Consider the following 16,206-nt stretch of genomic DNA (forward strand, 5'->3'; position numbering starts at 1 on the left):
TCTACTGCCCCAATCCGAGCCGGGAATCGGACTCGGTGTTCTCGTCCAACCACCGCTCCACCTCGGCGGCGCGCCAGTGCAGTGCCCGCCCCAACCTGATCGCGCGCGGCCCTCCCCCCGTGGTCCGCCACTTGTAGATCGTCTGCAGCGGAACGCCCAAGTACATCGCCAGCTCCTTGCTGTCCATCAGCCCAGTCATCTCCAGCACCCTCTCGTCGTGGAACCTGCTCTTGGCCGGTACTTCGACCTGGCGAAGAGCACTCGCGGGCGACGCATGAGCGCCGTCCACGTCGTTCGGATGATGATCAGAGGAGATGCAAGAGGTTCCGGCAGCCGGATCTCCTCTCAGAGACCGCTCCGGACCGGGGCCAAAGGGAGCGATCTCGAACCGAGTCGCCTGAATGCGGCTGGCACTTCAAAGGTGCCACCTTTGCTGCAAGCGGTCCGGAACGTCCGAGGAGTCGCATCATCGGCAAGTGACCGGAGCCGGAGGGTCGGGACGGAGTCACGATCTTCGTGAGGCGGCGGGCGTGCGGCTGAACGCCACCGGCGCCTCACTTCGCCCAGATTGACGCAATCCCCTTTCTCATTCTCGCCTGGGTTTTCTGAAAGGATTCGGGTTGCAGATCGAGGTCGGCCGTGCGGGCCGGCGCGAGAAGGAGACGGGCAGTTGGCACCGATGCCGGGCGGCGCAGCGGACAAGATGGGGAACCGCTACGAGGGGATCTGGGCGGTGCGGCATGCCCTGTACTGCCTACAGAGCGACACTCGCGCACTGACCTTGGAGGAACTCGACCCTGAACTCGCGAAGGGGTCGGAGTTCACGTTCGTTGAGGGTGCGGCGGTTCAGGTGCACCAGGTGAAGCGTCAGTACAGCACGAACCCGGAGTGGACCATCCCGGTGCTTGCGAGCCGGGGTGTGTTCAAGGCGGCTGCGGACCATGTTGCTGCAGGTCGAGGCTTCTATTTCATCTCGATGACCTCGTGCGGTCCGCTTGTGGAGTTGAGCGACCGGGCGCGGAGTGCCTCGGACCTTGCCGCGTTCAATCAGGCGTTGGCGACGAGCAAGGACCTGCGAAAAGCGTTCGGCGACCTGGCCGCTGCAACGGTTCTGGGGAGCGAGAAGAATGCGTACGAGACGTTGCGGGGCATGTTCTTCGAGGTGCATCAGGAGCGCATCACCCGCAAGGACAACGCGCTCATCGCTGAGTTGATGCTCACCGGGGCGACTGGCCACCTGATGACATTGGCTTTGGGCGACGTCCTTGACTCGAACATGGGTCATCCTGTGAACGGCGAGGACCTTCTGACGGCGCTCGCGCCACACGGCATCAGTCGTCGGCCTGTGGGTTCGCGGGGGGCCGTCCAGACGCAGGTAGCCGACGTCACCGCTCGTTGGCGGCGAACTGTTCGACGTGAGCTGCTGAACCCGCCGATTCTTCGTGGCGAGGCAACCGAGCTCGCCGACTCGATGAGCAACGGCAGGTTCAGCCTCCTCATCGGGACCGCCGGCGACGGAAAATCGGCAGTTCTCGAGCAGACAGCATCCGCGCTCGAGGATGCTGGCGGCACCGTCTTGGCGTTCCGGCTGGACCGCCTCGGCGCGTTCGGTACGACCGCAGAGCTCGGTGAGGAGCTCAGATTGGACATGTCTCCCGTCGCTGCGCTGTCGCTCGTGGCGGGCAGTGGGCACGGGTATTTGCTGGTCGATCAGCTGGATGCGGTCAGTCTGGCTTCGGGGCGAATGCCCGAGAACTTCGACGCGGTTGCCGACCTGGTCGAGGAGGCCCTGCTTGTTCCCAACGTGTCGGTGGTCCTCGCGTGTCGCGGGTTCGATTTGGACAACGACCACCGCATCGCGTCGCTTACGTCGCGGCAGCACGTGACCCGGGTGGAGGTTGGCGAACTCCCCGTTGAGGCCGTGGAGGCGGCCGTTTCGCAGATGGGACTCGACCCTGGCGTGCTGACCCCCGGTCAGCGTCGTCTGCTTCGCAGCCCGCTACACCTCGTTCTGCTCTCAGGGATCGCGTCCGAGCCTGATGCGTTGGCATTCCGGTCCCGCGGGTCACTATTCGAGGCGTACTGGAACAGGAAACGGCAGACGCTTCAGGAACGGAACGTGCGGTTCAATGAGGTGGTCGAGCGGGTCGCCACCGCAGCGAGCGATCGGCAAACACTGTCGGTGCCCATCGAGATCCTCGACGCGGGTGAGCTCACCAAGGACGCACACATCCTCATCTCTGAGCATGTGCTCGCCGAGGACGGCAGCCGTGTGGCGTTCTTTCACGAGGCGTTTTTCGACTATGCGTTCGCCCGGCAGTGGGTCTTGGGGTCGGAGTCCCTCGTGGAGTTCTTGTGCCGTCAGGAGCAGGAGCTGTTCCGGCGCGCTCAGGTGCGTCAGATCTTGCAATACCTGCATGAACGTGGCCACGACCGGTTCCTTGCCGAGTGCGAGGCGCTCTTGGTCAGCGAGAATGTCCGGTTCCACATCAAGGACACCGTGATCGCTGTCATCGTGAACCTGCCCGCTCCGAGCACCGAAGAGGCCGCGATGGTCCTGCGGGTTGCCGCCACCGGGCCTTCGTATATCGAGCGGCTCTGGCAGCAGTTTCGCCGCCCACAGTGGTTCACTCGATTCAACGATGACGGCATCCTCGACGGGTGGCTCGATGGACCTGACGTCAAGAACAGAGACTTGGGTGCGCTGTTCATGGGTTCCCAGGTACGTGACGACCCGGCGTCGGTCGCCGCGCTGTTGAAGAGTCGACAGGGTGCCGCCGACTACCCCGGTTGGCTGAGATGGACAGTCCGTTTCTGCGAAGTCGAGTCCAGCCGCGACATGTTCGATCTCCTGCTCGGTGGGGTCAGGGCCAGGATGTACGACGGCCCCGACCGCGAGTTGTGGATCAGCGTCCACCAGCTCGGGGAGAAACAGCCGCTGTGGGCCATCGAGCTTCTGAACGCGTACTTGGTCGACCGCCCGGACGCCCTGGCCCTCGACGAGTCCGGCCACGTGGCTGCGCTTCAGGAGCGCGACCACTACGTCTCCAAGATTGTGCGCGACTGCGCAGCCGCTGAGCCGCTCGCGTTCGTCGAGATGGCGTTGTCGTACATGCGGAAGGTGATGGCTGCTACGGCCCGGCCACCGGCCGATGACGGCATCATCCGTGATGAGCACTTCTCGCATCGCATGATTGGCGCCTCGATGTTCGACCGCGAGTTCGACGACGCGCTCGCGGAGGCCACCGCGATGGCGCTCGAACATCTCGCCGCGAACGAACCGGAGGCCGTCCGACCGTGGCTGGAGATACTTGAGGCGGACCCACACGAGTCGTCGCAGTACCTTCTGTACCGTGCGCTAACGGCCGGGTCGGCCACGTTCGCTGACTGGGCCGCCGACCTTCTCCTACAAGGCGGGGCCCGGCACAAGTGCGGATACTCGTTCAGCGGGCGCAGGTGGGTGGCGCGTCAACTGCTCTGCGCTATCGCCCCACATGTCGATGACGACAAGCACCGGCAGCTCGAGGACGTATTTCGAGACCTGACAAACCCGTACGAGACGTCCCGGACACGCGGGAGCACCGCGTTCATGTTCCTCTCTGCGCTTGACGAGGCCCGACTCACATCCGACGGCACCCGACGGCTCAATGAGTACAGGCGCAAGTTTGAGGAGAACGAACCGCCCGCCCCGACCGGCATGACCGGCGGCGGCGTCGCCTCTCCCATCAGCTCGAAAGCGGCTGAACGGATGACCGACGACCAGTGGCTCCGGGCGATGGCGAAGCACAACGAGGACGTGACAAACTGGGAAACTGGCGTCGGCGGCTCCCGCGAGCTTTCGTCAGTGTTTCGCGAACGCATCGCCGCCGATCCGGTCCGCTTCGGCCGCCTGGCGCTCTCGATGACCCCGGATCTCGATGACGCCTACTCCAGCGCCATGCTGATGGGACTCGGAGAGTCCGAGTTTGCACCGTCGGACCTGGAGGTGTTGTTCGACGCGGTGCGCCACCTCGGCGCGTTCGAGCAACCTGAGACCGACCGCTGGCTCGGGTGGGCCCTACAACGGCACCAGCGCGCCGTTCCCCTTGACCTCGTCCAACTCATCCTGGATCGGGCACTGCTCTCGGCCGACCCGCAAGACGACGATCCCCGCATCACCGGCCAAGACGAAGACGGCAACCAGGTCGCACACCTTCACGAGAACGGCATCAACACAACCCGAGGCGCCCTCGCTGAGAAGATCGGCGACCTCATCATTCGCGAGGCTGCCGGCGAACGAACCGAGCTCGTCCGCCCACACCTCGCAGATCTAGCAGCCGACCCGGTCATGTCGGTCCGCGCGTGCGTCGCCCACACCATCGGCGCGTCGCTGCGAAACGCCCGGCCTGATGCCATCGCAGCGTTCAACATCCTTGTTAAAGCACACGACGCGCTTCTGGCCGCTCCCCACGTAGCGAGGGTGATGCAGGCCATCGGCACCATCAACCCCGAGATCATCGAGCCAGTCATCATCCGAATGCTCGGCTCGGAGGAGGCGGATGTCAGGAGCGTCGGCGGAGAGCTCGCCGGTTATGCCGCACTCGAATGGGCCCTCCCTGACCTGCTCACCAACGCGCTGAATGTCGATTCCGAGGTGCGAAGCGGAGTCGCCTCGGTGTGCGCGAACAACATCGACACGACCTCCAACCCCGCGCTGGCCATCGAGACGCTCCAAGAACTGATGACAGACCCCGACCCCACGGTGCTCAAGGCGGTAGCCAAGGTCGCCGGCCGCCTCAGGGATAAGGAACTGCGACCTTTCGCGACGCTACTGAGCGACCTCATCGACTCGCCTGCATACGGCGAGTCGACACCGCAACTGTTCATCACCCTCCAAGACGCCCCGGACCAGGTCGACGACCTCGCCCTCAAGGCAGCTCAACGGTTCGTCCACGCCTTCGGCACGGAAGCCAGCGACATAAGCACTTCAGCCGCGGGCGACACCATGTATGTCAGCGACTTGGTCGTACGCGGTCTGGCTCAGTCAAAGTCCCCAACCGAGCGAACGGCGCTGCTCGATGTGCTCGACAAACTACTTGAGATGGGCGCTTACGGCATCGGCGACGCAATCGCAGCATCCAGCCGCGAATGATCGGTGTGGCGTGAGATAACCAGACGACCTACGGGTCACGTCAATCCGCTGCGCCGAGGCCCACATCCGGAGTTGCAGAGAGCAGGTTTGTACTCGTCGCCCCCCAGCAGGCGGACCGGCTTTCGGACGCACGGGCGAGGACGTAGGCGGATGCTTTCGCATGTGCCCGTACTCCCGGCCGTCGCATCTACCCAGCTGCGGCACGCCGGCGCGTTGAATCTTGCCGACAGGGGCAGAATGGTCCGGAGACATCGACCCGAGTAGCGAGAACCGCATGGCGCACACGATCGACTCCATCCGAACCCTCATCAATGAACCCGCGATACGAGGAGAGCTCCTCGTCGACCTGCCGCTCTGGGACCGGGTGTGCACTGCTATGGACGTCCTCAGCGACAGCGGCTACCTACCGGACCGGGTCGACGCCACAAACGTGCTCGCGGAAGTTGCAGGCGAGAGCCGCCTCCCGAGTAATGCGACCGACGCCGACGTCAGCTCCGCACTGGACCGGGTAGGCGCCGGTCTCGAGCGACGAAGCCGGCGAGCGCACAAGGGCCACTCGGCGCGTCCTCTGGAAGAGGCGTTCACCACCTTCAAGGGCCTCGACTATGCAATCGAGAAGCTCTCAGGGTTGACTCGTGGAGGTCCGAGCGATCGCGTTATGGCGGGTGCAGCTATCGACCAGCTTGAGCCACTGATCGTCGCCACGCGCGACGGCCTAGACGACCGCGGCCTCCACGGTGCCGACATGACGCAGGACCTCGAGCTCATACTGCGCAGGGCCAAGGAGTACGTCGATGGCGCACCCGGCGCGCCAGCGGCTGAGGACATCGAGCTCCTGACACGTCACTCGTTCAAGAAGCTCCTCCACAAGCTGCAGCAAGCTGCCCGGGAAGCCGACGCAGAAGACGGCACTTACTAACCAGCGATTCCCTTGCATGTTGGCTCGACGCTGCAGCGACGAGGTTACTGCGCGTGACTGCAAGCCGATCAGCGGCTCTTCCGTCGCCGCCGTCGACACCCAGGAAGTGTCGGAGGGCGTCGATAGATTCGACCTTCGGGACACGAAGGGAACGCAGCATGACGATGAGCGACGCCGACCGAAACGCGTTGGTCGAACGCTGGACGCTCAAGTCCAGCCCCTCTGAGCAAAACACGATGGTGCGGGCTGAGCGGATGATTCGCGAGGCGATCGACCAGCACCCGCCGTTACAGGAGGACCGCGGGAGTCTTCATGTCTACGCGAAGGGGTCCTACGCAAATCGGACGAACGTGCGTCGAGACAGCGACGTCGACATCGTCGTCGAAAACCGGCGCCTATACTACTCCGACTACATCGACACCAAGACGGCGCACGCAGCAGTTCTCGACCCCTACGCGACCGACTACACCGGCGTTTGGATACCAGAGACATGGCGGGATGAGGTCGAGAACGCCCTCAGGAGTTACTTCGGCCTGCGCGATGTGGACACAACCGGTGACGTTGCGGTCACCATCGCCGCGGTCCCAGGGAGTCGTCCGTCGTCCGACGTCGTCCCGGCCTTCGAGTACCGCCGGTTCGATAGCGCTGACCGTCGGGCGACTCACCACGGCAGCAAGGTTTTCAAGAAGTCAGGCGGAGCGATCATCAACTACCCGTTCCAACAGCTTGAGAACGGCAACGCCAAGGACCGGCGAACGGGCGGGAAGTACAAGGAGTTCGCTCGTGCCCTGAAGAACGGCGAGAACGCACTGGTCGAAGCTGGCCTGATGGGTGCGAAGCCGTCGTACTTGATGGAGTGCCTGGCTTACAACATTCCCGATGCGGACCTGACGCCGGGGTTCACCCACTCGTCATGGTTTCAGCATGCACTGGCAACGTTGTTCAACCGCCTGCGCCAGCAGGAGTATGCACACGACGACTGGGTTGAGCCCAACGAGCTCAAGTGGCTCTTCTCGCCGGCGCAAAGGTGGAGCGTCGACGATGCACGCGAACTTGCTTCCCGGCTCTGGGATTTTCTTGACTACCCCTAGTGCTCCGCCTGATCTTCCGCTGGGAAGAGTTTGACCGAACCCTAGGATCGGCACATGAGTCTTGAGGCGAAACTCCAGGGCTGGACCGGGCCCTCAAGCACAACCGAGCAGGAGAAGCAGGAACGCGCCGAGCGCATGGTGCGGCAAGCGGTCACGTCTCATCCTGCGTTCGACGGCTACGCCTTTCGCGTCTACGCAAAGGGCTCCTACGCCAACAACACCAACGTCCGCTCTGACAGCGACGTCGACATCGCCGTCCAGTGCACCGAGGCGACCTACTCGCGCGAGCACGAATCTGGTGTCGGCCCGAAGGGCGGCGCAGACTACGAGGGGCCGTGGACGCCAGCCAAGTTCCGCAAGGAGCTCGCTGCCGCGATGGAGGCCAAGTTTCCGGGGCAGGTCGACACTTCCGGCTCCACGGCAATCAGGATCGATGCGAACTCGGCGCGCGTTGACGCCGACGTCGTCCCGTGCTTCAACTTTCGCTACTACTTCTCGCCGTCCAACTTCCGCCCAGGCGCCATGATCATCAAGAAGGACGGCACTCGGGTTCACAACTACGCTGAGGAGCAGCTCAAGAAGGGCCGGGCGAAGAACGTGGTGACCAACATGGCCTTCAAGCAAGCGGTGCGCATCCTCAAGCGGGTGGAAAACAACATGGTGGTCGCCGGCAAGCATCGCGAAGTGCCGTCGTACTTCATCGAGTGCCTCGTTTACAACGTTCCTGACGACGTTCTCAAGCGCTCTACTTGGGAGTCAACGATCCGAGGCGTGCTGAACCACCTTTGGAGCAACCTCGACGGGGACGAACCAGAAGACGCCGCTAGGCGCTGGCACGAAGTGAGCGAATGGAAGTACTTGTTCACGAACCAGCAGCCCTGGTCGCGCAAAGACGGGCGGGACTTCACCAAAGCCGCATGGAACTACCTCGAGCTTGGGAAGTAGGCATCACGATGACGACGATCAAGAACTCGGTTCGCATCACTGCTCTGGCCATCAGCGCCATCTACACCGGCGTGCTCTTCCTCAGCGAAGTCGAGCTCGACACCTGGGCGAAGCGAATAATCGCGGCGCTGCCCACCATCGCAGCGTTCGCAGTCGTCGCCTACGACAGATGGCTATGGAAGCTGGGCCCGGCCTTGCAGCTGCACCAAACTCCACACCTTGGTGGCCTCTGGAAGGCCACCTTGACACCCCACCAAGACAGCCACATCCCCGAAGGGGGGAACCGCGGTCCGATCGACGCGTTCGTAGTGGTCGAGCAGACGTTCTGGTCGGTCTCGGTCGCCCTGTTCACCGTCGAGAGCAAGTCGTACTCACGGACCTCGACCTTCATCAAGCACGGCGAGTCCAGCCAACGGAGCCTGTCCTTCTTGTATGACAACGAGCCGCGAATCGAGCACAGGGTCCGCAGCCCACGCCACGTTGGCGCATGCGAAATCTCCACTCCTCGAGGCGAGCCCACGCGACTGCAGGGCTACTACTTCACCGATCGTCTGACCAAGGGCGAGCTCGTCCTCGAGTTTGTGGACCGCACGTCGAACCACTCGGATTTCGCGTCGGCTCAGGCGCACTGCCAGACGCTTCCTTAGATCCCCATAGGTGCAGCATGCGGAGTTCGGATCTGTCGCTGTCAGCGCATCAGGGAATGCGCGTCATTCCGGCTCCCTTCTGTTGTCAACCGGTTGCTGCGAGTGACCTCTTCCGGGCGGTGGCTGCTGGGCGTAGCGTCGGGGTCGCGGGTCCGGGAAGTGGCTGATCCGAAGTGTCGATGTGCGGGGGCAGGTCGACCGCGCTGGATTGTTGAGACGCCCCGCAGTGCCCTCCCGGACCCGTGCCAGCCGCTCGCTGAGCATCCTCGACGAGCTGGCGGTAGATCGCGTCAGAGATCCTTCGCTTGAGGCACCGGATGGCCTCAAGCGACTTCTTACCTTCGGCTCGCTTGCGGCGGTAGTACTCGCGGCCGTCGGTATCGAGGCGGATCTGGCTGATCGCGGCGATGTGGATCATGTGGTTGGCACGCCGGTTTCCCGCGCGCGAGTGGCGGTGCCGGTTCTGCTCGCCGGAAAACGCGTCAAGAGGCGCGGTCCCGGTCCAGGAAGCGAACTTGTTGCGGTCAGCGAACCGTGCGACGTCGCCGACGTCGGCCAGTATCCGCGCGGCCACGACGGGGCCGACGCCGTGCAGATCCATCAGCCGTGAGCCGCGGGCAAGCACGATCTCCTTCAACTCTGCAGTGGCCTTCTTGATCTTGGCCTCGACTGCGATCAGCTCGGCGAGCTCCTCGGCAGCGATGCGTCGTCGGGTCTTGCCTGCGATGTCGCGGGGCCGGACGGAGGCCAGCATGGCCTTGGCTTGGCCGGTGGTGATGTCACGCTGCGCCTGGCCAGGTAGGAGTTCTGCGAGCAGGGCTTGAAGCCGATCGACAGTCTGGACCCGGCGACGGGTCAGTGCTTCTCGTCGGTCGGTGAGCATCCGCAGCGCCTCGAGCTCGCCGTCGAACTGCAGCACCCGCAGGTTCGATGTACGGACCGCGACCGCCGCCACTGCGCGGGCGTCATGGGCGTCGTTCTTGCGGTTGTGGCCGGTGTCGAAGAGGCGGACCCGGGCAGCGAGCTTCGCGGGGACGTCAACGACTCGTTCGCCGTCCTCGAGCAGTCGCTGCGCGAGTGGGCGCCCAGCCCCGTTGCTTCCCTCGACGGCCCAGACCCGACCGGCCACGTCCTCGCATAGGTCCGCATCGCTGCGTAGCCGGCGCGGTCGGTGGTGAACCGGCCAGCGCCGAGCAGTCGTTCGTGCTGGTCGACGACCTCGATGGTGGCCGACAGCTTGTGGGGATCGACCCCGATGATCACCTGTTCTGCCTGCTGATCCATGTGCTGCTCCCGCCTGTGCTCGATCCAGTCGGACGGCGAGGTGGGCATTGCTACTACGAGCAGGGCAGTCCCTTCTTGAGCCACGCCTCGTCACGGTGACCGGCGGGCCGCAGACCGATAGTGAGCCACACCCGTTCAGCCGGTGGGCAGCCGCATTGAGAGCTGCCCGCCGATCACCTGGACCGAGTCTGGCCAGACACCGATCCTGCAGTCGAGTGTCTAGAAGCCGCGTTTGGTGTCGTCGGTGTAAGTGTCGGAGGCTGGTCCTAGTTTGGCCCAGTGAGCGACCCGACCGACTCCAGACCGAAACGACCACGGCCAGGCTCCTCCTCGGAAGGCGTTGGATCGCATCACTGGCTGGATGTCCGTGCACCCGGCCTCCTCCAGCACGCGTGGGGCGATGGCACCTCGGTGTCATACCGCGATCCCAACGTCTCCTTCGAAGACGCGCGCCTGACGGCCATCTCAATGTCGCACTTCGCCAAGCTCGGCGCCGACGACACTTTCAAGGAGCTCCGGCAGCGGATGGTCGAGTCGAATCCGCTGCAGTTCTTCTTGCTGATCGATGCTCTCCAGCGCCTGATGCGCCGTCAGGGCACAAGCGCGCATGGGTATGACGTCCTCCAGGAACTGGTTGGAGGCCTTCTGACGTCGATCGACCCAAAGATCGTCATGTCCAGACGCAACATCGCCATCAGCGAAGACGATTTCACGGCGATGGAGTTGCTTGTCCGCCAGCTGGCAGCCCATGCGGCGCAAGCCCGCGTTGGCGACTACTTGACGGACCTCGACGAGAGGGCCATCGATACGCGCATCGTCCTCGCTGCGGAGGAGCAGCTCGACCGAACGGCTGGTTACCCCGAGTTCCTGCGCCAGATCTCATCGGATGTTTTGACGCAACTCGATGACCTCGCTGCCGGGATCGGTTTTCGACCCTCGGACGTCCTTCGGGCCGCAGACCGGCACCTTGAGGACCAACTTCTTCGCCTGAGGACCGCGCACGAAGGGCTACGGCCGACGCACGGCTCACAGGGCAGGTTGTTCGAGTCGCTACAGCGTATTGCCTCGATCAGCGGACACGATCCGGTGACCGCAGTGGCACGAGGTCTGAACATCGATCATGACGTCGCGAGGCATCTGATTGATGCGCTCGCAACACCGATCGGGACGCAGAACATCACCAGTCTCACGCGAACCAACCGCCTTCGGCATTTCCCTGTAGTCAAACTCCTGGACGGTACGTACGTCTGGCCCAGTCCACACGATCACCTTCACGACGTCTTGGAGTGGGCAGAACTCTTCTTCGCCGACCTCCACCACAACTCCGCGAGGGCGCGCTTGTCGCGCGCGAGGGCCTCGACCACCGAGCGCTTGACGGCTCAGGCGTTCGCGGACGTGTACGGCGAGGATCGGGTGATCTGTAACGCGGAGTACCGCGATTCCGAAGGCAACTGGGTTGAGACGGATTCCGTCGTCGATCTCGGCAGAGTTGCGATCGTCGTCGAAGCCAAGAGCCAACGCATCACCCCACAGGGAAGAAGCGGCGCGGTAGGGCGGGTCCGCACGAAGGTTGACCAGTTCCTTGTTCGCCCGCTGTCCCAAACGGCTCGCGCGAAGCGTGCCTTCCTTCGTGGCTGCGAGCTTCGCGCACAGCGCCGCGATTCAATGTTCTTGCATCCAACTGTCGTGAGGCGCGTCATCGTCAACCTCGACCGCGTCGATCCTTTCGTCACCAACGCGGCGGACCTCATGTCTGAAAAAGCCGATCCGGCCGCGGACCTCCGAACCGACGCATGGATCGTGTGCCTGGCCGATCTACTCGTCGTTGCTCATGTCCTTCGAACACCTTCCGAACTCTGGGCCTATCACGGCAAGCGGGCTGCGCAGACCGCAACCGGATCGCCGATCATCCATACGGAAACTGATGCTCTCGGAGCTTGGCTGCGGGCGCGTGAGGGAGCTTGGCCCGCTCGAGAGGGCCACAGCTTCCAGCTTGCCTTCTCGTCCGAGGAGATCAACTTGTACTTCAACGATCGCGAAGACCAGTTGCGTCGAGGTGGCCAAGAAGGGAGGCGTGTTCCGAGACCGACCAGCCGAATCCCATCGCAGGTGCTCGGAGTCCTGGGATCGTTGATCGACGACCCTTCTTGGGCATACGCATCGGACGCAGTCGGCAACGTGATGCCCCAAGAATGGGCACGGATTCGCCAGGGCCTACGTCGGGCCGAAAGCAGTCCAACGACTCGCGGACAGCGCCGCGCCCTCGAGGCTGTCCAGCGAGGCATCACAGTCGGCACCACACCTCGAATGGTTATCAAGCCCGCTGGAGGTCCGCGGATTGACGTGACGATTCCGATGGGCCAGGCAACGGGTGCGGCCGGTGACGGACTCGGCGAGCCGAACTCAGAACTTCCACGCGTCACCTTGATTCTCGGAGCAGTTGCGCCGACGACCTGAGCCGTCAACCGCATCGATCCGCCGGCTGCGGGCGTGCCGGGTGCAAGCACCTGCCGAGATCCGATGTGGCACACGAAGGGCCGTACTAACTTCTCAACCATGTCCATGCGGTTCTTGAGAGTCGAGCAAGTGCTCACGCTCGCCACCGGTCTGTTCGACTCCCCAGACGAAGAGCTCTGGCGCGCATTCGCGACAGCCATTGACGCTGAGGTCCCTGAAGCCGACGACTTGGACTTCAAGCGTGAGTGGTGGAGCCGTTCCGAGGAGATCGCGAAGGACTGCGCAGCGGTCGCGAATGCCGGTGGTGGCGTCATCATCATCGGTATCGACGACGGTGGGCGTGACGTCGCGGCCGGTTGGGCCGCCTTCGAGAAGCCTCAAAGTTTCGACGAGCGCGTCCAACAGGCCACAGCCTCGAGCACTGCTCCGAAGCTACCCGTAGTCCGCACGCGCTGGGTGCCCAACCCAGAGAACGATGACACCGGCGTCGCCATAGTCGCCGTGTCGCGCAGCCCCCAGGCGCCACACGCGGTCGTGTATGGGCGGGAACGGTTCGGTTACCCAGTTCGCCGCTCCAGCACGACCGATTGGCTGTCCGAGTCGGAGGTCGCCGACCGGTACCGGAGCCGTTTCGACATGGCCCGCTCGGACCACGACCGTGCCGAGGAGGTCCACGACGCTGCTAGGCCCGCCCTGGACCGCGCTTCCGCCGTCTGGGTGACCGTCGCTCTCGTACCAAGCCTGCGCGGCAACCTCACCCTGAGCGAGGATGAAGAACAGACGGCAGAGCGTCTCACAAACTATTGGCAGCACGAGATGCCGCTGCAGCAGGACTTCACCAGCAATCTGAACTCCAGAGTCAGACGCAAGCGCATCGTCCTAAGCTCCGACTGGAGGCGCGTCGTCTCTCAATACCAACATCACGAACTGTGGCTCGACGGCAGCGGCTTCGCCTCGGCCGCCATCGCTCACGGCATCAACGACGCCGCCCGCCCGTGGAGCGGAGTCAACCACTCCGACATCGAGTTCTACGTGCTCCGCCTCACCGACCTCCTCGTCAAGCACGCGGTACGCGCTGGCGCCAGTGGCGACATTGTCCTAACCGCACAACTCCTCCCGGCTTGGGACGGCGACTCACTGAACGAGGTCGTGACCACACCCGACTACACCCGCACCGGCCAGCCAACCCGCATTGGCATCCCACTGCTCATCAACCAGGTCCCAACGCCCTCGGACGACGAGTACGCGCACGCACGCCGAATCGACGGCGAGCCAGGTCAAGTGACAGCACCGCTGCTAGACATTGCCGACACTCCCCGCGAACTAGTTTTAGCCGTGCGGCGCCTACTCCTCGACACTCTCGCCGAAGATGGCGTCACCACAGGCCGCCTCCTCACGGAGAACGGCGCGATCGATCGCATGGGCGTGCTGTCGAGGCGGCTGGCCGAAACCAGAGACTGGGCGGCTCGGCGAGGCTTCGAGTTCATCTGAGCCAAGCCACCGATTGCGTCGGCGTTTCCCGGGTAACCGGATCTGCCGCTGCGCTGCGACACGCAGAGATGCGTCCTATCGCCGCTTACGTATCACCGAGCCGGGCCGTGCGGCTGCTCACGTCGCCGCGGCGTGGCAGCATCCGGGGCGTGGCTAGAGATGCGCAGGAGTGTTCGGAGACCGGGTGTGAGCGCCCGGCTGCGTTCAGCACGCGCACCAACCCGACGTGGTGCGATGGGCACATCACCGCCATCCTCCGAACCGGTGGCCTTGAGCCACTAAAGCCGTTCGCGGGACCGAAGAAGTGGCGTCTGACTCGATGTCTGGCGTGTGGGTGCGAGGCGCATTACCGGTTCGAGTACGTGCTCGGCCAGAACAGCATCGGCATCGCAACGTGCAGGGCCTGCTTCTGGCGAAAATGGGCAGCCGGCCAGCGCGGGCTATTGGAGGAGTTCGCAGACCTGACGCCACCGTCGGTCGCGGTAGCGAAAGGGTTCGCTGAGCAGCATGGTTTCGAGTACCTGGGTCCACTGACAGACCCGTCGCTGCGTGATGACCCACACCGGACCCGTTGCTTGTCCTGCGGACGCATCGCAGCGCAGCGGCTCGGTGACATCGGCTGGGGCTGCCAGTGCCAGACGAACCCTAGGCGGGCAGCACAGACATCGAATGTGTCCGGCAAGCGGAAGCCCGGCACGAACCTCACCAAGGACCTCCTCAAGGACTCGAAGCTGCCGGTCCTGGCGTGGTGGGACCACGAGGTCAACGACGACGCTGTCTGGAGCACGGTGACGGCAAAGACACGCAGAGAGGTCGGATGGAAGTGCCCGGAATGCGACCTTCGGTTCACTGCCCGCATCCTCGACATGGCTGGCCACCCCAGCTGCCCGACCTGTTCGGTCAGAAGGAAGGCCGAGAGGAAGGCCGAGTACGCACGTCTGACGATCACGCCCGTCGCGGACGTGCCCGAGCTCGCTACAGCGTGGGCTGATGAAGCCGACCCGAGCCTGGTCACCGTCGCCGGCGGCGGCATGACGTTGCGACGGTTCCGGTGCCCTTCCGGCCACTACCCGCGTATCACTCCGCTCAGCTTCCTGCGCAGCGGGTGCCCGTCGTGTCGAGGGAACGAAACGCGCACCGCCCGCCTCGCAGCCGTCGCAGCGGACCCAACCCTGCACGCCATGAACCGCGAGATCGCATCCCAGTGGCATTTCTCGAAGAACGGCTCCCTGAAGCTCGAGACCATCTCGCCGGGCTCGCGCCGGGTCGTGTGGTGGAACAGTTGGGAGTGTGGCCATGAGTGGCAGGCCAGCCCCGCGGAACGAGAGAAGGGGCAGCGGCTGCGGTGCCCTGAGTGCCGGACCATCCTCGACTCCCTAGCTTACCACTTCCCGGAGCTAGCCGATGAGTGGTCGCCGGACAACCTGCTCACCGCGTGGCAGGTCCGCCCCAGCGGCTCAACGGCGTTCACGCCCATGTGGGTCTGCGCCAACAAGCGCGACCACACCTGGACCGCGACCCTGTCCAGTCGAACGACCGGCTCGGGGTGCCCCGAGTGCCGCGAAGTCGGCAAGTCAAAGGTCGAGCTCGCCCACCACGAGTCTGCAGTCCGCGTTTTCGGCACCGCGTCCTCTGGGCACGCCGTTGCCGACGAGTCGTTCACCCACGGCGCCCGCTGGCTTGTAGACATCACGACGGTCACCACCACGGGCCTCAAGATCGCGATCGAGTACGACGGCGCCTACTGGCACGCCGACAAAGCGTCCATCGACACAGCGAAGTCCGTGGACCTACTCGCCGCAGGCTGGGCGGTCGTCCGGCTCCGCGAACACCCGCTCCTGACCCTGGGCATCGACAACCCCCTGTATGTCGAACTCGTCGTCTACTCGACAGCTCCGGACCCCGAAGGCATGATGCGCCAAGTCAAACAGTGGGCCCTAAGCGTCCACAACTGATCTGGTACGCGTGGCGTGAAGAACGAGTGGGCGTCTTCGCGGGCCGGGAAGCGCTGCGGCATTTTCTAGGCGCGCCACCTCTTGGGATTCTGTAGAGTGCAGAACCCCGAACTGTCGACACACGAGCCGCGTTGTTCCGCCGCCAATCGGCGCTTGCTTGACCTACCCACACGCGCACGTGCCTCCCGGCCGACCGGCGAGCACTCACCTGTCTGTCTGTAGTCGGACGACGTGGGCCCACCGGAGCCACAGGGCCGCTAGTTGCGTTTCGCGGCTCCGTGTCCGC

General features: G+C 64.2%; 11 protein-coding genes. 9 read left to right on the top strand and 2 right to left on the bottom strand.

Annotated features, from left to right (window positions below):
- Window position 1: 1 nt before the first annotated feature.
- Complete coding sequence (locus ASE01_RS00845; protein WP_056748554.1) at window positions 2–199, bottom strand: helix-turn-helix transcriptional regulator; 198 nt, start codon at window positions 197–199, stop codon at window positions 2–4.
- Between the two features lie 471 nt (window positions 200–670).
- Here ASE01_RS00845 and ASE01_RS00850 point away from each other — a divergent pair, with 471 nt between their 5' ends.
- From ASE01_RS00850 to ASE01_RS00870, 5 genes are all read left to right on the top strand, one after another.
- Window positions 671–5,131 carry a hypothetical protein gene (locus ASE01_RS00850; protein ID WP_056747850.1) on the top strand — a complete coding sequence of 1,487 codons (4,461 nt, stop codon included), beginning with the start codon at window positions 671–673 and terminating at the stop codon, window positions 5,129–5,131.
- Between the two features lie 274 nt (window positions 5,132–5,405).
- The gene (locus ASE01_RS00855) at window positions 5,406–6,050 is read left to right on the top strand and encodes a hypothetical protein (protein ID WP_056747852.1); all 645 of its coding nucleotides are present in this window, start codon (window positions 5,406–5,408) and stop codon (window positions 6,048–6,050) included.
- A gap of 158 nt (window positions 6,051–6,208) precedes the next feature.
- Complete coding sequence (locus tag ASE01_RS00860) at window positions 6,209–7,141, top strand: nucleotidyltransferase (protein ID WP_056747853.1); 933 nt, start codon at window positions 6,209–6,211, stop codon at window positions 7,139–7,141.
- A gap of 54 nt (window positions 7,142–7,195) precedes the next feature.
- Complete coding sequence (locus ASE01_RS00865; RefSeq protein WP_056747855.1) at window positions 7,196–8,086, top strand: nucleotidyltransferase; 891 nt, start codon at window positions 7,196–7,198, stop codon at window positions 8,084–8,086.
- Between the two features lie 8 nt (window positions 8,087–8,094).
- A complete protein-coding gene (locus ASE01_RS00870; RefSeq protein ID WP_056747858.1) occupies window positions 8,095–8,733 on the top strand; it encodes a hypothetical protein in 639 nt (212 codons plus the stop codon).
- Between the two features lie 85 nt (window positions 8,734–8,818).
- On the opposite strand, the gene ASE01_RS00875 is transcribed toward ASE01_RS00870, so the two are convergent.
- Window positions 8,819–9,862: an IS110 family transposase gene (locus tag ASE01_RS00875; protein WP_235535818.1), complete on the bottom strand. Its 1,044-nt coding sequence runs from the start codon at window positions 9,860–9,862 to the stop codon at window positions 8,819–8,821.
- A 74-nt stretch (window positions 9,863–9,936) separates the two neighbouring features.
- On the opposite strand from ASE01_RS00875, the gene ASE01_RS25135 reads away from it, so the two are divergent.
- From ASE01_RS25135 to ASE01_RS00890, 4 genes are all read left to right on the top strand, one after another.
- Complete coding sequence (locus ASE01_RS25135) at window positions 9,937–10,116, top strand: hypothetical protein (protein ID WP_162260251.1); 180 nt, start codon at window positions 9,937–9,939, stop codon at window positions 10,114–10,116.
- Window positions 10,117–10,296: 180 nt separating this feature from the next.
- A complete protein-coding gene (locus ASE01_RS00880; protein ID WP_157537025.1) occupies window positions 10,297–12,474 on the top strand; it encodes a hypothetical protein in 2,178 nt (725 codons plus the stop codon).
- A 99-nt stretch (window positions 12,475–12,573) separates the two neighbouring features.
- Window positions 12,574–13,965: an RNA-binding domain-containing protein gene (locus tag ASE01_RS00885; RefSeq protein ID WP_056747863.1), complete on the top strand. Its 1,392-nt coding sequence runs from the start codon at window positions 12,574–12,576 to the stop codon at window positions 13,963–13,965.
- A 671-nt stretch (window positions 13,966–14,636) separates the two neighbouring features.
- Entirely contained in the window at window positions 14,637–15,920 is a 1,284-nt protein-coding gene (locus tag ASE01_RS00890; protein WP_200958709.1) for a zinc-ribbon domain-containing protein, read from the top strand.
- Window positions 15,921–16,206 lie beyond the last annotated feature (286 nt).

Origin of the sequence: Nocardioides sp. Root190 (genome assembly GCF_001428565.1) — a bacterium.
Classification (GTDB): Bacteria; Actinomycetota; Actinomycetes; order Propionibacteriales; family Nocardioidaceae; genus Nocardioides.